The 21,542-nt window shown below is 46.2% G+C and carries 23 protein-coding genes; 4 read left to right on the forward strand and 19 right to left on the reverse strand.

Annotation, left to right across the window (positions count from 1 at the left end):
* Positions 1 to 348 precede the first annotated feature (348 nt).
* Entirely contained in the window at positions 349 to 1,899 is a 1,551-nt protein-coding gene (locus AC5JR3_RS12790) for an RNA-directed DNA polymerase (protein WP_495846504.1), read from the forward strand.
* Positions 1,900 to 2,300: 401 nt separating this feature from the next.
* Positions 2,301 to 3,011, forward strand: coding sequence for a cytochrome b/b6 domain-containing protein (locus tag AC5JR3_RS12795; protein WP_495846506.1), 711 nt, complete (start codon positions 2,301 to 2,303; stop codon positions 3,009 to 3,011).
* Between the two features lie 376 nt (positions 3,012 to 3,387).
* Here the strand turns inward: AC5JR3_RS12795 and AC5JR3_RS12800 are convergent, their stop codons facing one another.
* Positions 3,388 to 3,549, reverse strand: coding sequence for a hypothetical protein (locus AC5JR3_RS12800; RefSeq protein WP_495846564.1), 162 nt, complete (start codon positions 3,547 to 3,549; stop codon positions 3,388 to 3,390).
* Here AC5JR3_RS12800 and AC5JR3_RS12805 point away from each other — a divergent pair.
* Positions 3,485 to 4,732, forward strand: coding sequence for a glycoside hydrolase family 10-like protein (locus AC5JR3_RS12805; protein ID WP_495846508.1), 1,248 nt, complete (start codon positions 3,485 to 3,487; stop codon positions 4,730 to 4,732). The two genes, AC5JR3_RS12800 and AC5JR3_RS12805, sit on opposite strands and share 65 nt — an antisense overlap.
* A 204-nt stretch (positions 4,733 to 4,936) precedes the next feature.
* Here the strand turns inward: AC5JR3_RS12805 and AC5JR3_RS12810 are convergent, their stop codons facing one another.
* From AC5JR3_RS12810 to AC5JR3_RS12850, 9 genes are all read right to left on the reverse strand, one after another.
* Positions 4,937 to 5,596 carry a Na(+)/H(+) antiporter subunit B gene (locus tag AC5JR3_RS12810; protein WP_495846510.1) on the reverse strand — a complete coding sequence of 220 codons (660 nt, stop codon included), beginning with the start codon at positions 5,594 to 5,596 and terminating at the stop codon, positions 4,937 to 4,939.
* Positions 5,593 to 6,255: a DUF4040 domain-containing protein gene (locus tag AC5JR3_RS12815; RefSeq protein ID WP_495846512.1), complete on the reverse strand. Its 663-nt coding sequence runs from the start codon at positions 6,253 to 6,255 to the stop codon at positions 5,593 to 5,595. Before AC5JR3_RS12815 ends, AC5JR3_RS12810 begins: the two co-directional genes overlap by 4 nt.
* A complete protein-coding gene (locus AC5JR3_RS12820) occupies positions 6,248 to 6,526 on the reverse strand; it encodes a monovalent cation/H(+) antiporter subunit G (RefSeq protein WP_495846514.1) in 279 nt (92 codons plus the stop codon). The genes AC5JR3_RS12815 and AC5JR3_RS12820 overlap by 8 nt, the downstream gene beginning before the upstream one ends.
* Entirely contained in the window at positions 6,523 to 6,774 is a 252-nt protein-coding gene (locus AC5JR3_RS12825; RefSeq protein WP_495846516.1) for a hypothetical protein, read from the reverse strand. Before AC5JR3_RS12825 ends, AC5JR3_RS12820 begins: the two co-directional genes overlap by 4 nt.
* Positions 6,771 to 7,160 (reverse strand): cation:proton antiporter, encoded by a 390-nt coding sequence (locus AC5JR3_RS12830; RefSeq protein WP_495846517.1) that lies wholly within the window; start codon positions 7,158 to 7,160, stop codon positions 6,771 to 6,773. The genes AC5JR3_RS12825 and AC5JR3_RS12830 overlap by 4 nt, the downstream gene beginning before the upstream one ends.
* Positions 7,161 to 7,162: 2 nt before the next feature.
* Positions 7,163 to 8,266, reverse strand: coding sequence for a zinc ribbon domain-containing protein (locus AC5JR3_RS12835; protein ID WP_495846519.1), 1,104 nt, complete (start codon positions 8,264 to 8,266; stop codon positions 7,163 to 7,165).
* 117 nt (positions 8,267 to 8,383) lie between these two features.
* A complete protein-coding gene (locus tag AC5JR3_RS12840) occupies positions 8,384 to 9,817 on the reverse strand; it encodes a cation:proton antiporter (RefSeq protein ID WP_495846521.1) in 1,434 nt (477 codons plus the stop codon).
* Positions 9,814 to 10,149, reverse strand: coding sequence for a cation:proton antiporter subunit C (locus AC5JR3_RS12845; RefSeq protein ID WP_495846523.1), 336 nt, complete (start codon positions 10,147 to 10,149; stop codon positions 9,814 to 9,816). The genes AC5JR3_RS12840 and AC5JR3_RS12845 overlap by 4 nt, the downstream gene beginning before the upstream one ends.
* Before the next feature lie 923 nt (positions 10,150 to 11,072).
* Positions 11,073 to 12,758, reverse strand: a complete 1,686-nt coding sequence (locus tag AC5JR3_RS12850; protein WP_495846562.1) for a potassium channel family protein — start codon at positions 12,756 to 12,758, stop codon at positions 11,073 to 11,075.
* Positions 12,759 to 12,970: 212 nt separating this feature from the next.
* Here AC5JR3_RS12850 and AC5JR3_RS12855 point away from each other — a divergent pair, with 212 nt between their 5' ends.
* Entirely contained in the window at positions 12,971 to 13,381 is a 411-nt protein-coding gene (locus AC5JR3_RS12855; protein ID WP_495846525.1) for a thiol-disulfide oxidoreductase DCC family protein, read from the forward strand.
* A gap of 16 nt (positions 13,382 to 13,397) precedes the next feature.
* Here the strand turns inward: AC5JR3_RS12855 and AC5JR3_RS12860 are convergent, their stop codons facing one another.
* From AC5JR3_RS12860 to AC5JR3_RS12900, 9 genes are all read right to left on the reverse strand, one after another.
* Positions 13,398 to 13,814 (reverse strand): Tery_1686 family protein, encoded by a 417-nt coding sequence (locus AC5JR3_RS12860; protein ID WP_495846527.1) that lies wholly within the window; start codon positions 13,812 to 13,814, stop codon positions 13,398 to 13,400.
* A 58-nt stretch (positions 13,815 to 13,872) separates the two neighbouring features.
* A complete protein-coding gene (locus AC5JR3_RS12865; protein ID WP_495846529.1) occupies positions 13,873 to 14,982 on the reverse strand; it encodes an NAD(P)/FAD-dependent oxidoreductase in 1,110 nt (369 codons plus the stop codon).
* A gap of 206 nt (positions 14,983 to 15,188) precedes the next feature.
* Positions 15,189 to 15,650: a photosystem II protein PsbQ gene (gene psbQ, locus AC5JR3_RS12870; protein WP_495846530.1), complete on the reverse strand. Its 462-nt coding sequence runs from the start codon at positions 15,648 to 15,650 to the stop codon at positions 15,189 to 15,191.
* Positions 15,651 to 15,796: 146 nt separating this feature from the next.
* The gene (gene psbQ, locus AC5JR3_RS12875) at positions 15,797 to 16,306 is read right to left on the reverse strand and encodes a photosystem II protein PsbQ (RefSeq protein WP_495846531.1); all 510 of its coding nucleotides are present in this window, start codon (positions 16,304 to 16,306) and stop codon (positions 15,797 to 15,799) included.
* 509 nt (positions 16,307 to 16,815) lie between these two features.
* A complete protein-coding gene (locus tag AC5JR3_RS12880) occupies positions 16,816 to 17,418 on the reverse strand; it encodes a PEP-CTERM sorting domain-containing protein (protein WP_495846532.1) in 603 nt (200 codons plus the stop codon).
* Positions 17,419 to 17,544: 126 nt separating this feature from the next.
* Positions 17,545 to 19,440 (reverse strand): PhoX family protein, encoded by a 1,896-nt coding sequence (locus AC5JR3_RS12885; RefSeq protein ID WP_495846533.1) that lies wholly within the window; start codon positions 19,438 to 19,440, stop codon positions 17,545 to 17,547.
* A 213-nt stretch (positions 19,441 to 19,653) separates the two neighbouring features.
* Positions 19,654 to 20,055 (reverse strand): hypothetical protein, encoded by a 402-nt coding sequence (locus AC5JR3_RS12890; RefSeq protein ID WP_495846535.1) that lies wholly within the window; start codon positions 20,053 to 20,055, stop codon positions 19,654 to 19,656.
* A 257-nt stretch (positions 20,056 to 20,312) separates the two neighbouring features.
* The gene (locus AC5JR3_RS12895; protein WP_495846537.1) at positions 20,313 to 20,450 is read right to left on the reverse strand and encodes a hypothetical protein; all 138 of its coding nucleotides are present in this window, start codon (positions 20,448 to 20,450) and stop codon (positions 20,313 to 20,315) included.
* 53 nt (positions 20,451 to 20,503) lie between these two features.
* Complete coding sequence (locus tag AC5JR3_RS12900; protein WP_495846538.1) at positions 20,504 to 21,352, reverse strand: alpha/beta fold hydrolase; 849 nt, start codon at positions 21,350 to 21,352, stop codon at positions 20,504 to 20,506.
* Positions 21,353 to 21,542: the final 190 nt, after the last annotated feature.

Below are 21,542 nucleotides of genomic sequence, written 5' to 3' on the forward strand. Positions count from 1 at the left end.
TCGCAGAGGAAGTTCTAGAAATCGCCCTACAGTTGCTGAATGAATGCGATCGCGTTGTCTAAAACTCTGCCAAGCAGCCATTAACTACTATCTAAATTGATAGGTCATGGATTTTTGGAATAGTGTGATCGCAGAGAGAGTCATTATGAACCTGCTTGGCTTCTCGGTGGAGATGGGAGGCTGAAGCTTATCTGTCGGAGTTGAGCGTTATGTGACCTTGAGAGCTGTTGGTGAGACAGATCTTCTAGATTATCGGTGAAATATATTCAAACCATAAAATGCTAAAGCTATAATTGAAGATTGATGAATTTTTGATTTATGTCTTGTGAGTTAACTTGAAGTAGATAAATGCATAGAAGAGATTTAATTAGTAGAGGGTACTTTCCTAAAGAACTTCCTCCACCATTCAAAACCGACTCTCTCGCCAACTTTGCTGTAACTAATCCATCTTTACAGTCAGCTTCCAAAGCCACTTCAAAACTGTATTCACATAGCCATGTTAAGTATGGATCTTTAAGAAGAAAACTGAGCATACCAAATCCAGTTTTCTTTTTAGAAACCACTAAAATAATAGAAAGTCACTGGGCTGACATAAAATTGATAACCCAAAAATCTCATTTATCAAAAAGTCAACCTATTCATACACCACATCCAAAACGCAATCGTTCAATTTCTCCTCTACTTGATTTCTCTGATTTACCTAAAGAAAGAGCTAAGAACAGAGCAATTGGTCGATATGCTTTACAAACAGATATTTCACAGTTCTATCAGTCTATCTACACACACAGCATTCCTTGGGCTGTACACGGAAAGGAAATTGCCAAAAACCAAAGAAGCAATTTCTCTCTATTTGGAAATCAGCTTGATAAATTGGTTCGCAATAGCCAGGATGGACAAACAATGGGAATCCCCATTGGTCCTGATACTTCGCTAGTTATCGCTGAATTAATACTTTGTGCGTCGGATATAGAATTGGAAAAACGACTTGCAAGCTTGTGTGCATATCCCTATAGAGGTTTTCGTTATAGCGATGATTACGAACTTATATTTTTAACACGCTCAGAAGCCGAAACAGCTTTAAGTTATCTTCAACAAGTCTTATCATACTTTGAGCTGACACTTAATCCTAACAAAACTAGAATTACTGAGTTGCCATGCTCTTTAGATGCTATCTGGGTCTTAGAAATATCTGATTATAAGTTTAGCGATAAAAAGCTTGCTCAAATGCAAGATCTGATTCGTTATTTTGATCGAGCTTTTCAAATTGCTAGAGAGATTCCTCAAGAGCCAGTGCTTAAATATGCCATTGCAAGAATTGGAAACTTCGACGAACTTCATCACGATAATTGGTCATTGCTCGAAAGCCTACTCTTGCAATCAATGACAATAGAAGCTAGCACTTTACGCGATGCTTTATCAATATTTCAAAGCAAACAAGTTAAGAATTATCCAATTGATCTAGACTCTCTTGAGAAAAATCTGAATTTGCAAATCCTCCAGCACGCCCCACTTGGACATAGTAGCGAAGTCGCTTGGGCAATATGGTCAATAATCGTCTTTAAGTTAGCTATACATAAAGAAGCAGCCCAGGTAATTTCTGATATGGAAGATTCTATTGTTGCTATTGTGGCTCTGGATGCACAGAAAAGAGGAAGAATTCCAGCCAGGTTAAGTACAAAGAAATGGGAACAGTTTCTAACCGAAGATGAACTGTATGGTAATCAGTGGCTACTCTCATATGAGGCAAATCTTCAAGGATATCTGCCTACTGGGTATGATCATGTCTCCAAAGATTCTTGGTTTTCTCAACTAAAGCAAAATGGTATTGCTTTTTACGATCAATCTGTACCACTTATCATTCCTCCTGGAGACACTAGTGGTCCTTCTGGTGAAGTATAAACTCTGAGTTTACACCCTAAAAGTTAGAGTGGTTCCGCAGGCTAACACTGTGGTGCAGCGAATAGAAGGGAAATCTCGGTGCTGAGTTCTAGGTTACTTGCCGCCACTGACCCTTACCGCTAAACTACTGAATCCAATCACTTATATTCCCTTGATGAAGTGCCTGATAACGAGTTTGGGCTTTGAGCTTTCTGAGAACATTTTTATATGGAACTTCACAGTACTCTCAGTAATAATGAGACGATCACCAATATCGCGATCACGTTGTCTCAAACTCTGTCAAGCATCCGTCAACTCCTACCTAAATCGATAGGTTATGGATTTTTTACGTAGGGCGATCGCAGAGTGAGACAATTAAATTAAATGAAAGACGTAGGGAAGATTTCGGTAACTTTCTGAATATGCCTGCAAAACTCTCTGGGCCATACCAACCTCTTCTTCTTCGTATTCTGCATGGCTTTACTAGTCTTTTCGTAATTGCCGCGATTTTGACCGCCTATTGGACATACGATGTCTACGACGGACGATGGGGAAGAATTCCCTTGCCTAAGTTGAAGGAAATAGAAGGAATTCATGGCACCTTTGGGCTATATGCCTTACTTGTATTCCCTCTATTTGCTCTATACGCTTTCCATCGTGGGCAAAAAAGACTTATCCAGCAGGATTCTGTGGGAAAACTTGGACAGTTGGGTAAACCGATATGGTGGTACACGCTGCATCGAGTCATTAACACCCTGGCTATCTTGGCACTGACTTTTGCCGTTTTCTCCGGCAAGATGATGGATGAAAAGTGGCTACCTAAGGGAGAGCTTGACCATAGTTGGTATTATGCTCACCTCATTTCATGGGTGGTGATGGTTGGCTGCATCGCCTTGCATCTCTTGATGAGTGCCAAGGTAGGAGGAGTTCCCCTTCTCTTGTCAATATTAAGTTACCAATTTCGCCCTAAAGATAGTCCTGCTTTGTGGCGAGAAAATATTCTTCAATGGTGGTATGGTTTGCGACCGACTTTAGCTAAAGAGTGGTTGAAACTGTCTTTTCCCCTCAAGGTTCTAGAGATTATCGTGTTGATGAGCATAACTGCTGCTTGGATTATTTCACTCTTTAAGTAGCCGCTTAGCCTGAACGCGATCGCGTGGGACTAGCGATTAGGCAAACAACAGCTCAGCTTTACTGGCGATGATTCTTCCTCTGAGTCTGATGCATTTACATAACATAAGCTTATCGCTGGTGACGAAAGTTGCTTGATTATGATGTCCTATACGCGCAACAACTTAGTATTCATGCCCAGGCGATCGCTCTGTTTCTTCGACTCCTTGCATTAAGTGACAGCGCTTTGGAGATAAGTACTACTGCAAGCAGATGACGATTGGATATCTTGCCAGATCCAATCTCATAATGCTTATTTTTTTCTATCACAATCATAGATATTACTCATGGAAGGAATCCTGTAGTTAACTAACTCTTTAGTAAATAATAAATACCAGTCTATGAATAATTCATTCCATCGTGGACATACCTAATTGCCCCTTGGGTAGTACCAACGGCAACGTGTGTATGAATAACTGACTTATCTTTGAAGCCTATGAAATTGCGTTGTATCCCTAGACATTGGTGGCGATCGCTTAAGTATTTTTCCTTACTCTTCATGGGATTATTCCTTACAATTTTGTTGGCGGACTATCCTATGTCTGCGATCGCCCCTTGGGCGGTGCCACAGGCAATCGCACAAAGCGCAATGCCAGAGCCAATTGCACAGCGGCCCATGCAAGAAATTCGTGGGGTTTGGATGACTGAAAATGACCATGACATTCTCAGCGATCGCACCAAAATGCAAGAGGCTGTGAGTCAATTAGCACGGTTGAACCTCAATACGATCTATCCAGTGGTGTGGAATTCTGGCTACGTACTGTATCCGAGTGCTGTAGCTCAACGGGCAGAGATTCAACCATTTATTCGCCAAGGCTTACAGGGGCAAGATATCCTCGCTGATCTGATTACTCAATCCCATCGCCAAGGGTTGCTCGTAATTCCCTGGTTTGAGTTCGGCTTCATGGCTCCTCCTACATCGGAACTGGCATTAAATCATCCGGAGTGGCTGACGCAACAGCGGGATGGTAACCAAACTTGGATTAGTGCAGCAGGTGAGGTTGTGTGGCTCAATCCCTTCTTGCCAGAGGTGCAGAAGTTCATCACCGATCTCGTGCTAGAAGCCGTTACCCAATATGATGTTGATGGCATTCAGTTTGACGATCACACCAGCTTACCCAATGTATTTGGCTATGATAGCTACACGCTGGCTTTGTACAAACAGGAAACCAAGAAAGATGCACCTGCCAATCCCCAAGATCCCGAATGGGTGCGCTGGCGGGCTGATAAAATTACAGCGTTCGTGACCCAACTCAACCAAGCTGTAAAACAGAGAAAGCCCAATGCAATATTCTCCGTTTCCCCTAATCCCTATGTCACGGCTTACAATACTTACCTACAAGACTGGCTGACTTGGGTGCGGCAGGATATTGTGGATGAGCTAATTGTGCAGGTTTATCGTCCTGATTTGCAAAGTTTTCTCAACCAGATTACCCGACCTGAAATTCAAGAGGTGCAACAAAAGATCCCAACCGGAGTTGGTGTGCTAACAGGCTTAAGAAATAAGCCAGTTGCGATGTCACTGATTCAGGCTAAGGTAAACTCGGCACGCGATCGCGAATTGGGTGTATCGTTCTTCTACTATGAAAGCCTTTGGGACGAAGGCCCCGAACCCATTACAGAACGGCAATCTAACTTTCAAGCTCTCTTCAACCTCCCCGCTTCCCGCTTTGCGATGAGATAAGGCACTACAGAGGGTACATCTGCATCTCAGGACTTACGCAAAATTCTCCGTTAGACACTATCTATAAAGTAGGGGGTTAGCATAAGCAACCTACTAGTAGAGTTGCCGCGTAAGTCCTGCATCTGTAGATCCGCACTGATGTGTTCCCGTAGCAGAGGATGTCGCACAAGGGACAATTGCTGTAATTCTCCAGCCTCCGATCTCTCACAACAATCCCCGATAATGAATAAACACCAAAATAGCCGCCCAAGAACCCAACGCGACTTTGACGGCGACTAGGATGTTGAGCAGGGGAATGACTCCGCCGCTGAAAAGTGCGCCCAACTCTCCGTGCGGTAATTCTAATCCGGCTAGAGTTATAACCGACAGGACAATGAAAATCAGAACCGAAACCTTCTCCCATATAGCGGCGTTCCAGCGTTTGTAGATCGCCTGCATCCACTCCGATGATGAGGTAATCGCCACCAAACCGATCGCAGTTCCACCCGCAACTCCAGCCGCAAAACCACCTCCTGGACTCAGATGCCCCCGAATCGCCAGTTCGATACCCACCATCGCGGCAATTGTTGCTCCTAGACGCGCCATAACAATGGATGGTTGATCGGTGAACCGATAAACCGTGCAGAAAGGTCTTTCATCAGCCAGCAGAAACTTTGCACCCATGACCGCGATCGTAAATACCACCACTTCAAAGATCGTGTCATACAGCCGATTCCTGAGAATGACAGCCGTAACGGCATTAGGTACTCCACTCTCTTGTACAAGCGTTTGGACGATCGAGAGCGATAAGTCCGGTGTTGGATTGGGCATGATCAGGAATTTGACAAACAGCGCTATCCCCGCTGCAATGTAAACCCATTTCATTGATGTTTCTCCTCTGAATCTGATGCATTTACATAGGTTAGGCTTGTCGCTGGTGACGAAAGTTCGGCTTGCATGATCTCATAGAGGCGTTGAACTCTAGTCGCCGTGTGATAGGGTTGCTTTTCGGCTTCAGGCAGCGCCTGGTTTTGAGCATCGTGTTCCGATCTGGCACAAGTTGCATGGACTTCTTTGTCGATCAACGCTCGGTGCAAAGCCTGCGTATTCGTGAACGGGACTACCTCAACACGCATATAGTGTTTGTGAAAAATTGAACGCATGTCATCCATCAGTTGCTTAAAATGGTCACACTCCTGCGGAGTCGCTACGCTAACGGCTTTGCCGTCTGGTAGAGACTCGTCATCTGTCTCGATTGCCTTTGGCACTGCGCTTTGCACAATCGGCTCGTCTTCGAGTACACCAAGACGCATCACCAGGGATGAACGCACCGCGATCGCATAAAGCGTAATCGCCAGCAGAGTGCCCATCAAGGCTTGCGTCAAAGCAACATCCGCCGCCCCCAAAACCGCAAATACCAATGCTGCCACCGCTCCCAGTATTCCCTGGATTACTAAGGCATGGTAAGGATTAGTCTGAAGTACCAACATCAACGCGGACAACGGCAGCAGGGCAGTTATGACATAGATATAGCTATCATTCATCGCTCCCTCCCGTGCTGGAAGAGTATGCTAATACATACCCCAGCACTGTATTCCAGATTGCTAAGGTGATAATGCCCAGGACAAGCAGCGGCCATTCGCCCGGTCTCTTCAGGAGCAGTCCGACGATGATGAGCATGCTCCCTAGGGTATCTGCAACCGAAAGAGTATGTAGCTTGAATAATACCGAGCGGTGACCGACTAGGGGAAAGGTTCCCCAAAACCAGAAGAAAATTCCTATACCTATGAAGGTATAACTAAGCGCGTTGATCATAGTTCATTGATGCGTTTAAGGACTTGTGCCAACAACATTAATCCGGCATTACCTACACTTAGGATGATTACTCCTGTAACACCGAGCATCCAATCATCCCGTAAGATGGATACGACTAGAATCATGATTGATGTCTTGGTCGCAATACTTGAAAATGCCAACATCTTCTGCCAGATATTCTCATCCTGCCAAGCCTCGTACATGGGTATGAGCAGAGCCAGAATCATTGCAATCAGTACCAAGTTCATGCCTTTTTCCTCCGTCGTACCCAGTGGACTTCGTACCAGCCCTCTTCGTGGTACTTCAAGACAATGGACTTGGGCGTAAAGGTGATCAGGAATATATCCAGGAAGATGAGTCCAGGTGTCCGTCCGGCTTTGACTCGTTCCATCGTCACATCTTCGTGATTATGGGGACGGAAGATGATTTCAAATGCCTCCATATACGCTTGGGGAATCGCCACGAGGGTTTCCCACAGCACGCGCAGCCAATCCTTTAAGGCTTCCGGGGTTTTGGGGCGTCCCGGTAATAGGAGTGCGACACTGACGCCGATGATGATATTTGCCACACTCAGATTGGCGGTGAGCAAAAACCAGATAGCCAGTCGCAATATCAGATTCAGATGTCCAATCATGGTTATCCAACACTTTGACGAAATGAACTTAAGTAAGAACGGAGACCATAAACTCCCGCCACACCTAAAAGCTCTAGGTTGTGAGCCGCATTGTGGTCAGCATGGGTGAGGTAGCCACAATGAACGCACTTAAACCTGTCGCCTTTTCGGTTTCGTCTGTCCCATCTGTTGCAGCGAGAGCAAAACTGTGAGGTCTTAAAGGGATCTTTGACCACAAGCTGAATTCCCTCCTCCTCACACTTCCGTTCCAACAACTGCACCAAAGTGCGATAAAGCCAATGAGACAACCGCCTGTTAAACACGCGAGAGAACGTCTCCCGTTTTCCGTGTTTAACCTTCTTCAAGTCCTCAATACTAAGGACTTTTATCGAAGACCAATCAACGGATTTCAGTGCATAACCCAGCATCGATTTAATTTCAGTACGGGTGTGTTTTTGCCGCTTCTTGAAGCCTTGAATTCGTTGATAAATACCTTCTCCAACTACTTGGCAGTTGCTAAACACGACACCGCTTTTGTAGTTGGAATCCATGCCAACTACCCTACCAAATGTTCTCAAGGGAGGTCGTTGTTTCTCAAAAATAAAATCAATCCACAGGCATCCCTTCCTCAAGCCCATGCGGATAGTTTTAGATATCTGCCAGCCTGAAGCCAATCGTTGATTGATAAGTTTTGTGGACTTGACAGGAATAATTAGTTTTGGCGCACCAGAGCCAATCAGTTTTACGCACCAATCAAAGCCATCTCCTTTGAAAGGTTTAATAGTAACGAAATGGTAAAACAGTGTGACAGTGTGCCATCTTAATTGAGGCTTACGCTTGCTGTACTTTTTGTGTTGAGAACGAACGCACTCACTCGCTTGTTTGGCTAGGGCTTGTCCCAAGCGGGTTGTGATGCCAAACCTCTGTCTTGCCCTGTGGACGGTAGGCAAGTCAGCCAGCTTCCCGGAAAAGTCTTTTCGCTGCCAAAACAGGTCAATAAAATACTGCATGACATCGTGACATTGAAACAAGAATTGACGCACAATCTCGGATTTACCTGCATTCAGGTCATTCAGGTAAACTCTTGCCGTGCGCTTCATCAGATTCTTGTTTCGCTTCGATGCCATTACTCTATTTCCTCTAATAAGGCTTTAATAGTCGCTTGGGTTTTGTTTTTGTGCCGTCTTTGCTCTACCATTGCTGAAAGCATAGCCAAGAAACTCAAAGTTTTTGGAAATTACTTATCATGCCAACACCATCCAGAAGAGTAGGAGCAACATTAGACTCATTCCACCGATCAGATGCTCAAATTGCTCCACAACACGGGGCAGCTTGAGTACGGATCGTTTAAAAATTAAAAGATACGCCAACCAACCAAGACCGATGGTTGCGAGTGGTTTTACGATATTCGCAAGGGTATAAGCCTCGTAATAGGCAATATTTGCTACAAACAGACCACCGAGCAGCAGGATCGCCGCTGACCAAAAACCGGGCTTTACTACCTCTTCGCCGTCTGCTTTATGCGGCAAGAATATGAATTTGGCAAACGAGATTGCTGTTCCCAAAGCCGCAACGTTCATGGCGATCGCTTGCCAGGGCAGAAAATTCTTTGCCGTCAACACCTTCGCCCCAAAGCCAGACAACAAAGGAAAGCCTGAGATCGAGAAGCTGGCTATTACCAGAGCAATCCAAAGCGTTGTATTGATTGGTCTATGTTGCAACTCTTTGAAGTTGCGGCTCGGTAAAGCACCCGCGATTAGGAAGAGTGCCGATTTGACCAAGCCGTGCGTCAGTGCATAAAAGCCACCTACGACTGGGGCGGCAAGGACAAAGCCTAACTGCGAAACCGTATGAAACGCCAGCATCCGCTTGGTATCTTTTTCAAAGACGGCATAAAATACGCCCAGCAGTGCCGTTCCCACTCCAAACAGCCGGATGAGCGGATCAATCTCCTCCACTATCAGCGCACAACGCACTAGCGGATAGACTCCAGCTTTGACTACAACTCCCGACAGCAAGGCTGATACTGGTGTCTCTGATTCGGAGTGGGTTAACGGCAACCACAATCCCGATACAAAGATTCCCCCCTTAACCAAGAGTCCCAGAAAGATCAGGGCAAGTGCCTCCGGTGGTGCCCCGCGCAAACTTGCAAAACTAAAAGAATGATTAGCCTGATAGGCTAGGACGGCACCCACCAGATAAAACAGCATTGCCGTGTTACTGATAAATAGATAGCGCAAGGCAACCCAAATCGAGCGATTAGTCCGGGGATAGGCAATCAACAGAAATGCGGCAATACTGATTACCTCTAATGCCACGTATAAACTGATAAAGTCCGCACAGACGAACGCGGCATTGACGCTGCCATGCAGAATGATGGCTTGTGTATAAAAGAAAGCTGTCTTATCGGTGTTCCAACAGTAGAGGATGACTGCGGTTGTTACTAGCGCATTGGTCAATATAAAGTAGCCGCTTAACTGATCGACGATTAATGTGACGCCGAAATTATCTAATAATTGCAGTGTTAGCGACGACTGAGTGACAAATAGCTGCAACGCATATCCAGTCGAAACAAAAGCCATGCACAATGCGATGATTCTGTCAAGTTTGGGGAGCAGATAAATGGTGAACCCCAAAAAAAACGGTAGTGCGATCCATGCGATGGTAATGCTACTCATGGGGTATTGCTCTTCTCGATCTCGTTGCTTTCCAATGTCGGATTATCCCGCGCCAGCTTCATGACACCGACCAGCATTACGCACTGAACCGAAAAGCCGATCACAATCCCCGTTAATATCACCGCCTGGGGAACCGGATCGGAGTAAGCGACATTTGCGCCGTCTGAAATAATGGGTGTGAATAAGCCATCTCGCGATGCAACTAGCACGTAATAGGCGATAACCCCTGTGCTCATGACATCCATTGAGATGATCTTCATAACCAGGTTCTTTTTCAGGATGATGCCGAAAAATCCGCAGAATATTGTTGCGAATATGAAGGCTTCTAACATGGAAATTGCCTATAAATAATATTAATCAGGTTTAAGTTTGACGCAGATAAGATAAAGTCTCTAAATCCTTTTCATGAATAAGGCTTCGATTAAAAATTTCCATTTAATAACATATGTAATCAGGGCTTAATTTAAATCTTTTAGAACTTTTCATGCTCAGGTGTTAACTGAGTGAGATTAGTAAATAACTGCCGCTTGTCAAATTTTACACAGGTAAAGCGATTGTACTTTTTCAAAACTACGCTTTTATTTTTGCTGATACCAGCAACTTTTTGAGAGCTTCAGATTTTTCTTTCATCTCATCAATGCGTGACAACTTTGATAAGTAACTTATAGGAGAAGATTTATTTAATGGTGTCACTATTAAACCCAGTTGGCATTGATGCCTGTCAAACGGTGCTAAAACATATATAACATTCTTTAATACCCCTAAAGAACATTAACACTATTGAAAAATACCAAGGTAAACGATAGACTCATGCCATAGTAATGTGCTGACCGAGAAGCCGCAGCTCAAGTTGGGATAAGCCCTCAGTCGTTCCTGCTGCTTAGGAATTGTCTATGAACTCAAAGAGGAGTTCAGACAGGTTTGTCAAACTGCTCGCACACCCCAATCAAGCAAATGACGCTATCTAGCCTGCTTGACTGATGCCAGACCATTGTATCAAGACTCTAGTCAAATAATGTTTGACTATTTGGATGGTAGGGAGAAAACCATCTTATCAGTCATTCATCCAGTTAATTAATCGCTAAGGATATAGGTTCACAAACTTTGATGATTTCCGAAATTGCTTGTTAGCTTGATATTTGATTAATTTTACTTATTACCAATATAAAGAGAGAACTACTTACTATAAGTCTGAGATTATGGTGTGAGACTTCTGCCGCTTTAGTTCATCCCTGCAACTGTAGTTCCGTATCTATTAACTAACAATTAATTGGGAAATTTTTGTCCGCCACAATTGCTCTAACCCCGCCGCAGGCAAGGTAAGATACAAAACATCGCCTGCACTGAGGTAGCTTTCTAAAACATCCCAGCCATGAATTGTTTGATGTTGAGTTTCGATATATAGCGGCACGAAATCCCCTTCGATGGCGGCTTCTTTAACACAGCGTCCGCAAAAGGGATGTCCTGGCGTAATCATGGTTGCTAAGGCAACCCAAAGAGTGTCGCCTGTCATGCCATTACCGAGGATTTTTCCGCCCAACGCCGCCGCTGCAAAGGAAGGTGTTGCGAGTTCGATCGGACTGAGTACTGTCTCAAATTCCAAGACTTGTTGCACGGTGCGGGCAAATTGGGGGTCTTGATTGCGGACAATTACAGGTAACTTTGGTGCAAGGGCTTTTGCACTCAAGGCAATCTCGACATTTGCCATGTCGTTGCTAGTGACAGCCAGTAATGCCGTTGTGTTTTGCACATTAGCCGCCTTAAGAGTGTTGGCTAAACTGGCATCGCCTAAAATTACGGGGACTCCTAAAGAACGAGCGGTGCCAATAAAGCGGTTATTGGGGTCTTGCTCAATCACGACAACTTCGTGTCCGTGGGCGTGTAGTTGGTTCGTAATCTGGATGCCAATACCGCCGAGTCCGCAAATGAGATAGTGATGACGTCGGGGAACCCTGGCGGCATCCCAAAACTGGCTAAAACGGGTTCCTAAAACAAAGTCGTTGAGGAGGGCATAGCAAATGCCAATTACGGCTGCACCCACCAACATCATGATGGCGGTGAAAACCTTGATGCTGTCGGGGGCTTGTTCTGCAACTTTTTCTTGTCCTCCCGCCCCTGTAATCATGCCGACGGAAAAGTAGAGGGCATCAACAATGGAGGTGTCGAAGTTAACGCAGACATAGGTGAGGGTAGCGGTGAAGATAGTCAAAAACAACACCAGGGACACGAGCAGCATTGGCTGACCATGGCGTTGAAATTGTTGTAGGTTCGTCAGAACTTTGAGGAATTTTTGCAGGCGACCTTTGTGAATTTTGCGGACGTTGGGTTTGGTGCCAATGATTAAGCGATCGCCTTTTTGTAATTGTTGTCCGGATGTAACCCCTGTAACCAAATTCATCTGACCATCAATCGGCAGGTAATAGATCAGCATTCGCGATCGCTCTTCCCACAGTTCGCTCAAAGCACGTCCTAGCCAGGGATGGTTTTCATCGATGTACTCTTCATAAATCGGCCAAGTTTGATTAAATAAGCGCAACTGTCCGATGGCTTGATTGCCTTGGGCAGCAAAGACAAACACAGGTGCTGCCATCGCGGCTACGCTCATACTGACGTGATCGGGCAGCGTTTGATCGAGGCGATCGCCTAAGCTTTGATTAAACAGCCGATTCAAGACACGAATCTTCGGGTTGAGGACGCGTGCTTGGGTCAAAATTGCTAAATTCAGAGCATCATCATTCCCAGCCAACACAAGGGCTTGAGAGTCTTTGATACCCGCCTCTAGCAAGGTCGAAGCTGCCCGTAGGTCTCCAACAATGACATCGGTTTCCCCCACCATAATACGGTCGCTAATCCCAACCACAGCAGCTCCTTGCTGCCTCAGTAAGCAAAAAATTTTATAGCCAGTGCATCCCAAGCCACAGACAATAATTCGGGGTTTCATGGAGATCGGCATTACTGAGAGAAGTGCTTTGTATTGTATTCAAACCCCTATTTTGCTTGAAGGCATCCAAGACGACTGTAGCTAAAGACACCACCACTCGTTGCTGAACATTTAATAGGCTGTTTCATCAAATCGTTTTCTCGCAATATTTTGGAATTATTTGTTAAAAATAAAGATATAAACCCAAAATTACAGAATAAGTAACGATTTTTATGAACTATCACGTCATTTACGATGGCAAGTGCAATTTATGTTCAAATTTAGTGCAGTTACTCGAAACTTTAGATCAAGGGCAACTATTTGATTACACCCCCATGCAAGATGAAGCTGCCTTGAAAGAGTTTGGGATTACGGCGCAAGATTGCGAAATGGGGATGATTTTGATTGATGCCAACTCACCCGAACGCCGTTGGCAAGGCAGTGCGGCGGCGGAAGAGATTGGCAATCTCTTGCCACTGGGGGATATTTTTATCGCGGCTTATCGGGCAATGCCGGGAGTGAAGTGGATGGGCGATCGCGTCTACGAACAAATGCGCGACAACCGTTATAGTTGGTTTGGTAAGCGCTCTAGCACCTATCAGTCCGCCTACCCCATAGGCTGCAATGCCACAAAATCGCCATAAGATTAACTCTCAAAAACTAATTAAATAACTCAAAAACCTGGCGGCAAAAGTGTTTCAGCTTCTCCTGTACTTCCGGGGCGGGTTGCGATTGCCCCAAAATCTGCCAATTTTCCACTGTCGAGAATCTCCACACTTTGCCCCGATGGTCAAATCCCGCCGCCTCCACACCAATACAAGCGTGGGAACCATTCAAAGGGTCTTTGTAAAAGCGAATCTGCACCAAAATACTGCGGCTTTGAAACTTCCGACTCCAGCCAGGGAAATGAAAGCCAATATCAATGGAATCAGGATCGATTAATTCCCGCGTATCCGGGTCGTTTTTCCAGGGCTTCAAGTCTGCTTTTGCATCAGGAAACTCAGCCTTAAACAAATTTACAACCGCCGCAATCTTAGTTGTGACTTCTAACCCTCTTGCTTGTTCAGCCGCGTTCATGTCTTTACCTCCGCTCAGTAGTTACCACTAGCACAACGCTTATTATTTCTTATTATTCTCAAATCGCTGGACTAATTAGGTTCCGGATGATTTGAGCAGTGGCGGGAGCAAGGAGGATACCGTTGCGATAGTGACCTGTTGCTAGGAGGACGTTACTGTAACCAATAAGTGGCTCAATAATGGGAGCAGGGCGATTTTCGGGACGAGGACGTTTACCAGACCAGGTACGGAGAAGGGTGGCTTCAGCTAAGGGGGGACAAAACGAGATTGCCTCCTGTCTTACCTTCTCCAGTAACATGGGTTGGGCAATCGCCTCCCCAGTTTCATCGGGAAACTCAACCGTTGCACCTACCCAGTATTCCCCGTTACCTAGGGGCACAATATGGACATCATCTCCAGTAATCACAGGCTGAAAGTCGGCGTTGCCTAAAGACTGTGGGAGCCGCAGGTGTAGAGCTTGACCGAGGACGGGTCTAATATCAACGCTTGGCTCTAAAGCCGTGGTAAGGGGAGTAGAACCGAGTCCGGCGGCAATTACTAGCCAATCAATATCCAGCGATAAATTATTACTGGTGTGGATCTGATGGCAGGTTTTGCGGATTGAGGGTTGTGGGGTTGTAGACTCAACGCCTTCGACAGCGACGCCAAACTTAAAGGTGACGCCATTGTACTTAGCGGCGGCGACTAATGCCTGGGTTAGGGCAAGGGGATCAACTTGGCGGTCTTGAGGGGAATAAATCGCACCGATAATCCTGTGATTGTGCAGTTGCGGGCATTGGTGCTGAAGTTGAGCGCTATCCCAGATTTCTATTTGCCAGCCTTGAGAACGGCGAATTTCTACTAATTCTTGCCATTTGTTTAAATCATCCCCAGCAAAACATAGCCGGAGAATACCTTGCTGGTTAAAGGGGATTTTTTGCCCAGCGATCGCCTCAATTTCGGGAATTAGGGTTTCATACCGCTGCATACTGCTTTGCCGCAATTGCCACGCCCTACCTTTGGTTTTTTTACTAATCGCTCCCATCAAAACCCCTAGGGCTGCACCTGTTGCACCTTGAGCGGGAGGCTGCCGATCAAGGACGGTAACCTTTAGTTGAGGAACGCGGCTGAGTTCGTAGGCGATCGCTGCCCCAATGACTCCACACCCAACGACGGCAACATTAGTCATATTTCCAGAAAAAACTATAGCAGTTCTGATTTGATCGGCGAAATAAAAACGCACCCTATTAGGTAAGAAAGAACACGGAAGTAAAGAGAAAAGAGAATTTTACAACCCCTAAACGAGTAGCTATATAACAACTTAAAAAATCAGGTGGGCATTGCCCACCCGACTCTAAACAATCAGCCCAAATCAGTGTCTACTTCCTTACCCGTTTATGAAACGACTTCGGTTGTTTCTGGAATCAGTTCCAAAAATTCATCGAAGCTTTCGATGGCAGCATTGTAGCTGGAGATCGATTGACGGGTATCGCGAGACTGAGCCGCTTGATCTAGGGCTTCTAAGCGATTAAATAAACTTTTAGCCACATCCAGTGCCGCCCGTTGGTCATTGGGGAGGAAGTTCCGAGCGGTATAGTTTATATACCGACGCAGTTCCCCTAAAGGCCCGTGGATGACCGATTGGATATCTGTCCACTCTTGCGACCCAATCATAGCGGGAATGTCCTTCAGGCGATCGCGAAATTCATAAACCATGGGAGCATAGCGCTGAATTTGTTCTAACTGCGCTGCTGTATAAGTAGGAGGCGGGACGTTAGCATTAGGGCCGCCGCAGCTCACTAAGAATGTAGTAACTAATACCAGAATTCCTGTCAAAATCGAACGATAAAATCTCATAATTGCTTATTTTTTGCTATTTACCAACTTAAAAATACCGCGATGCGGGTTTTGTTAAGAGACATAGGGCAAACTTCTACCTCTAGACTGACGTTTGTCAAAAGATAGCCTTCGTTCTTAGATAAAGTAACGGTTTGCTCAACTCCCTAGCTTTGGGAAACATAATCTAAAAAGGTGTCAAATTCCTCCAATGCGGCTTGATATTCTTGTCCCGCCTGGGAAGAGTCTTGATTTTCTGTCGCTTGCTCGACGCCGTCTAAGTGTTGAAAAAAGCGCGTTGCAGTGTTACGGACTTGAACTTGGTCTTTGGGAGGAAAGAGCTGTGTTACTTCGCTCATACTGGAGCGCAACTCATCCAAGTCGCCATGAATCAAGGGATCGACATTTTGCCACTGTTGGGATGCAATCAGTTGCTGGAGTTCCGGCAGGCGATCGCCTTTTTGGATGATTGTGGGTACGATCTCCTGCATTTGCCGTTTCTGGTATGCCGTAGCAGTTGGCTCATACTGAACATGATCGGCAAGAGCGCTGTTGCAGGTCAAGCACACAACAGCAAAAAACACAAGTATTCCCGACACAATAGTTTTCAAACGAGTCATCAACCGAGCATTAACCGTTAACCAATTCAAAACATCACCCAACTTAAGTTTCGCCATGAAATATAGCGAAAAATCCCATCACAGCTTTACACCTGAGGTAAGAGTTGCCAGGAGATATTTAGCTCCCTTATCCCTCTGAGACAGCGGATGTAGTCAAGATAGGGAGTGGAAGGAGTTGGCTGTCTTAGCGTCAACCCAACTGATAAGAGTAGCGATCGCACTTCCTAGTAAAACGACAAAGAACCTCTCAGAATTTTACTGAGAGGCTCCTTAGTTACCTACTTATGCATTTTGTAAGACGTGACTACAGAATAGACCTCTTACACAAATCCTCTAGACCCCTCCCCAACCCTCCCCTTGGCAAGAGGAAGGAGATAGTTTCCCGCCTTACCAAGAGGGGTAATTCCAATTCATGCAAGAAGTCTAACTCATCACAACCGATCAAACCTTGTGCAGGGGGTCTGGGGGAGGCACTCATCCCAAGAGTGGGGGGTTTGGGGGGCTTCCCCCCAAGCTGGGTTTTTCTCAAAAACAACCATTTGCCGCTTAAGTCAGTGCCATTCCCTTTAAACTTCCTGCTTCTGGCGCTTCAAAGTAGCAGCACTAACACCAGCTAGAGCGAGTAAACCCAGAACAGTAGTAGGTTCGGGAATAGGAACAGGCTCTGAAACTGTGATTGTTCCGAGCGCTAAGTCAGGGTTCCCTTGTGAAACAACAACGTCTCTAGCTTCAGAGTTTTCCACACGTAGAAACTCTAAATCGAGGTAATAATTTCCAGCCGTAAAAGCTCCTTGATTAAGCTCAGGGCGAGCAGCATCAAAATCAAAGGGCTGATTAGGCGTGCCATCAACATAGAAGCTGGGGAAGAAAGCATCGGTTGATGCACCTGCATCCTTAGAAGAGATGGAAAATGCCGATATAGCATCATTTCCACTCCAATTCCACATCCAAGAATTCATTTCATCAATCGATATGATTCCGTCTGAGGCATCCTCTTCATCAGCGGAGAACATACCCGAAATAGAACCGCCGCCATCAGCTTCCCACCAACCGGTATATTCAACATTCCAACCAAACATTGCAGCATTAGCAGGTGCAGCGAGTGTCGCTAAACCTAAACCCAAACTTGTAGCTACAGCAACAGCAAAGCATTTCATAAAACTATCCAATTAGTAAACATTGGTGAACAGATAAAGCTTGCAGGCGATCGCTTTTGGCTAACAGAGCAAGCCCTATCTGCCCGATTCTCTAGCATTAGACTTCTGAACACTCAGGAAGCCCAACGCCACACCGATCTAGGAACCGATGATGCCGCCATCCTTCTTGGTGATGACAATGGTCGCGTCACGGGGGATTTTGTTGCTACCTTGTGGTGCCGGGAAGTTTGTCTTGCTGGGGTCGCCATTACCGGGATGCTGGATGTTGATGAACATCGTCCGGCGATCTGGTGTAACCGTAATGCCAGTCACTTCACCATCCGTTACACCCGAAAATATCCGGCAAATTTCACCTGTACTTGGGTCAGCAACGAGCATCTGGTCATTGAGCTGTACACCATTGACCATTGGCTGACTTCCGTCGGTTTCAATAAACAGCCTGCCATCGGGATCAGCCCAGAGACCATCCGGGCTACCAAAGGCACTTTTGTCAATGCTATGGGTATCTTTGGCGAGAACGAAGATGTCCCAAGTAAAAGTAGTACCGATGTGGTTGTTGCTATCTCGCCACTTGATGATGTGACCAAAGGGGTTAGGTGCCAACGGGTTAGCGGCATCAGCAACTTGGCGGCGAGTGTTGTTCGTGAGGTTGCAATAGACTTCGCCATTAGGAGCCACAGCAATCCATTCTGGACGATCCATGGGCGTGGCACCCACTGTGTCAGCAGCGATACGGGTGTAGGTCAGCAATTCAGCCTGGTCGGCAAACTTAGCTTTCAAAGCTGGGTTATTAATGGTGAGTTCGAGCCAGTTGCCTGTACCGTCATCGTTAAACTTAGCGACGTAGAGCTTACCTTGATCTAAGGGGCTGATGCCGCGTGCGCGCATTGACCGCCAGTTGCTCTCGGAAACAAACTTATAGATGTAGTCAAAGCGCTCGTCATCGCCCATGTAAACCACAGCACGACCGCCCTGTCCCTCTACGAGTTCTGCGTTTTCGTGCTTAACGCGTCCCAGCGCCGTTCTCTTAACGGGTGTTTGAGAACCGTCCATCGGATCAATCTCGACTACCCAGCCGAAGCGGTTTTCTTCGTTGGTATAACTAGAGTTCGATAGATCAAAGCGCGGGTCAAATTTTTCCCAGCCGTAGCCAGATCCACCTGCACTAAGACCATAGCGGGCTTGTGCTTCTGTGGGTGTCCATTCACCAGTCGCAGCGAAGTAAGCGTTAAAGTTTTCTTCACAGGTGAGATAGGTTCCCCAAGGGGTTTTACCATTGGCGCAGTTGTTCACTGTACCCAGTGGAGGATTCCCCGCAGTTGTTCTTAGCAGTCTACTGTTGGCGGCTGGCCCGCTGAAGGTTACAGGCGTATTGACGTGGATGCGGCGAGCGTTAGCACTGCGAACTGTTTGCCACTTGCCGTTTACCTTTTTAATCTCAACTACTGAAACTCCATGAGCGTGCTGAGAAAGGCGCACATCTTCGAGACTCTCTGGTACCTCTTTACCCAGCACATGGGTGTTGCTGCCAAATTCGTTGTTAAGAGCGAGCATTCCGTGATCGTTACCGTTGCCGATGGGGAAGAGCCACATGCCGTCGTGACCAATTCCTACTTGCTGGGCTTGCTGGGCAGCAGTCGGTCGTGTATTAGGATTCCCGTCGTAGGTGGGGCCACCTGGCTGGATCGGTGTGCCCCAGGGGATCAGCACGTCAAACTGGTAAGCTGACGAAATGCTGGGTACAGGGCCCGCACTCTTGGCGGCAGGAAGGGGTGGGAAGTTGATCAAGCTGCTGCCTTGACGCTGGGCGATCGCTGTACCGGAACCTTGAGCGACGGTCTTGCTAGCACTCTGAGCTGTAGCAGCGGTGGCATTATCGGCAAAAAGCTTGTTGCCAGCCAGAGCGGCTAAAAAACCGGTTGCTGACAGTGCAGCGCCATGACCAATTACGTTGCGCCGAGACATCCTAACCCGCAGGACATCCTCGAAGGAACGATTACCCGATCTGTTGCTGCTTTTGTTGTCGTGAGTCATGTGTGTTCCCCTCTCAATGCTGAACTTTATTATTGACAAATGCGAACTGAAAATTGCCCTGTTTCCGAACTCAAAAACGCCTAGCACCCCCAACTCAAAATCTGGAGTTTTTCTCGAATGAGAAATCACCCCTCTGGACTGAAACAAGACTTGAGACGCTCTTGTCATTGAGCTGTTACACTCACTTGCCAGCCATCACAAAAATTAGTTCAATTAATCCAAGTCATCTAGGTATTTCTGGGCGGCTTTTCCAGTTAGACGACCTTCATCGAAGGCTGTATCAATTAAGGTTTGCTCTCGATTATTCGTAGCAGTAGACCTGACCGGAGCCGCTGCTACCGTTGCCACCTGCCTAACCTCATGACGCTGAATCAGCGCGTAGGAATTCATGTAGTATTCAGTCCAGGCTCTCACCTGGGGAGTTTTTTGCCACTGAGTACGAGACACAGTAGTAGTCAAAATCGGAATAACTTCACCATTGCGGTTGCCCATAACAACCACTTGAACGGTTGAAGTGTCAGCGCTTTGAGTAAACTGACCGTTAATCACACGGCTAACTAACAATTCTGCCTCTGTTATCAAATCGCCATAGATGATCTGACCATATAAAGGCATGTTAATAGCAATGCCTTGAGATTCTGAGCGTGCTGGTTGATAACTCCCACAAAAAAAATCAACAATACACGCGGTTGTGGCAGCTATAAGAAATTGACGAATTAAACTCTTATTGAGCCACAAGAGGGAAAACCTATTCAAGGTCATTTGGAGGAGAGAAAAATCAAAAAAATATTACAAGAAAAATCAGGGTTCACACCCTTGTATACAATCCCATGACTTGTTTATATAGAGATGAAGCCATGGTTAAGTAAAGTTCAACGGAGATTAAGAAACTGATAACGCGGTTGGCTAGCTTTACCCTGTTGAAGAAGTTGAAGCTGATCAAGCAGGATTAAGATTTGCATAGCGATCGCCGCCATACCTTTATGGAGCAGGTATTGCTGAAAAGCCAAGGATTGGCGGATCGTGCTATGCCTTACCGATAGCGGACATACAAAGCGATCGCCTAAATCATCTGACGACGGAGAAAAGTTTGCAGCGTATCGTTAATTTCCCCTGACCAATGTTCCTGAGGGTAATGTCCCCCCTCTTCCAGTTGCACCACTTCCACTTGCTTTAAGCGATCCACAAATTGCTGCACCGGGGAAAAGGGTAGCCAACGATCCTTCATTCCCCAGACAACCAGCGTCGGCTTTGTCCATTGGTGGAAGCCCGTTTCAATTTCCGCCATTGCCTGCTTCATCTGAAGATTCTGCACCGTTGCTAGGAGACTGCGCCCCACATCAGAACTTTTGAGGAACGGTTGGCGGTAAATATCAAGGTCTTTATCGACAATGGTATAGCCGCAACCTTTCTCTAAGGTACGGTCAACTAACAGAGGGTCTTGGGTTAAGATATCCCCCATAAAGGGAACACCCCATTGCTGCATTGCCCAAGGCAGTTTTGCTGAGGTTGATATAGGTGTGTTGAAAATCGCCAAACGGTCAATTTTGTCAGGGTAGCGCAGAGCATATTGCAGACCGACAGAGGCTAGAAAGCCCTGCACAACCAGAGAAAAGTATTGCAGGTCTAACTTGTCTACAAAGGCAGCTAAGACATCTACAAAGGCATCAGGGGTATAGGCAAAATCTCGCTTATCGGGTTTTGCAGAAGAACCGGAACCAATCCAATCTGGCGCGATCGCGCGAAATCCTTTTTCTGCCAGCCCTGGCATCAGTCCCGTCCAACACAGACTATGGGAGGGCAGACCGTGCAGCAACAGCACAGGAGGCTTATCACTTTCTCTCTTGGGAGTTGCTTCTCGATAAAACCATTGCAACGATCCAACCTTAATAATGTGTTCGCTCGTTGTCACTGTTATTTCCTATACCATATTTTTCAATTTTGAATGAGCTTACCGCCCTGTTGGAATTTGGGCAAGAAGAAAGTGCTGAGCTTCACACCCCAAGGCTTAGAGGCTGTCTCTAAAAACTTGTAAATCCCTCGAGATCCCCCTCGGAGATCCTCACAGGTGTAGGTTTTTTACAAAAGAGAGAAGGGCAAAA

The sequence above is a fragment of the Kastovskya adunca genome (genome assembly GCF_059505785.1).

Bases quoted from the DNA above. Each gene is read 5' to 3' on its own strand.
- AC5JR3_RS12790 (WP_495846504.1), top strand. From the start codon at position 349: ATGCATAGAAGAGATTTAATTAGTAGAGGGTACTTTCCTAAAGAACTT.
- AC5JR3_RS12795 (WP_495846506.1), top strand. From the start codon at position 2,301: ATGCCTGCAAAACTCTCTGGGCCATACCAACCTCTTCTTCTTCGTATT.
- AC5JR3_RS12805 (WP_495846508.1), top strand. From the start codon at position 3,485: ATGAAATTGCGTTGTATCCCTAGACATTGGTGGCGATCGCTTAAGTAT.
- AC5JR3_RS12800 (WP_495846564.1), bottom strand. From the start codon at position 3,549: ATGAAGAGTAAGGAAAAATACTTAAGCGATCGCCACCAATGTCTAGGG.
- AC5JR3_RS12810 (WP_495846510.1), bottom strand. From the start codon at position 5,596: ATGAAATGGGTTTACATTGCAGCGGGGATAGCGCTGTTTGTCAAATTC.
- AC5JR3_RS12815 (WP_495846512.1), bottom strand. From the start codon at position 6,255: ATGAATGATAGCTATATCTATGTCATAACTGCCCTGCTGCCGTTGTCC.
- AC5JR3_RS12820 (WP_495846514.1), bottom strand. From the start codon at position 6,526: ATGATCAACGCGCTTAGTTATACCTTCATAGGTATAGGAATTTTCTTC.
- AC5JR3_RS12825 (WP_495846516.1), bottom strand. From the start codon at position 6,774: ATGAACTTGGTACTGATTGCAATGATTCTGGCTCTGCTCATACCCATG.
- AC5JR3_RS12830 (WP_495846517.1), bottom strand. From the start codon at position 7,160: ATGATTGGACATCTGAATCTGATATTGCGACTGGCTATCTGGTTTTTG.
- AC5JR3_RS12835 (WP_495846519.1), bottom strand. From the start codon at position 8,266: ATGGCATCGAAGCGAAACAAGAATCTGATGAAGCGCACGGCAAGAGTT.
- AC5JR3_RS12840 (WP_495846521.1), bottom strand. From the start codon at position 9,817: ATGAGTAGCATTACCATCGCATGGATCGCACTACCGTTTTTTTTGGGG.
- AC5JR3_RS12845 (WP_495846523.1), bottom strand. From the start codon at position 10,149: ATGTTAGAAGCCTTCATATTCGCAACAATATTCTGCGGATTTTTCGGC.
- AC5JR3_RS12850 (WP_495846562.1), bottom strand. From the start codon at position 12,758: ATGAAACCCCGAATTATTGTCTGTGGCTTGGGATGCACTGGCTATAAA.
- AC5JR3_RS12855 (WP_495846525.1), top strand. From the start codon at position 12,971: ATGAACTATCACGTCATTTACGATGGCAAGTGCAATTTATGTTCAAAT.
- AC5JR3_RS12860 (WP_495846527.1), bottom strand. From the start codon at position 13,814: ATGAACGCGGCTGAACAAGCAAGAGGGTTAGAAGTCACAACTAAGATT.
- AC5JR3_RS12865 (WP_495846529.1), bottom strand. From the start codon at position 14,982: ATGACTAATGTTGCCGTCGTTGGGTGTGGAGTCATTGGGGCAGCGATC.
- psbQ (WP_495846530.1), bottom strand. From the start codon at position 15,650: ATGAGATTTTATCGTTCGATTTTGACAGGAATTCTGGTATTAGTTACT.
- psbQ (WP_495846531.1), bottom strand. From the start codon at position 16,306: ATGGCGAAACTTAAGTTGGGTGATGTTTTGAATTGGTTAACGGTTAAT.
- AC5JR3_RS12885 (WP_495846533.1), bottom strand. From the start codon at position 19,440: ATGACTCACGACAACAAAAGCAGCAACAGATCGGGTAATCGTTCCTTC.
- AC5JR3_RS12890 (WP_495846535.1), bottom strand. From the start codon at position 20,055: ATGCCTTTATATGGTCAGATCATCTATGGCGATTTGATAACAGAGGCA.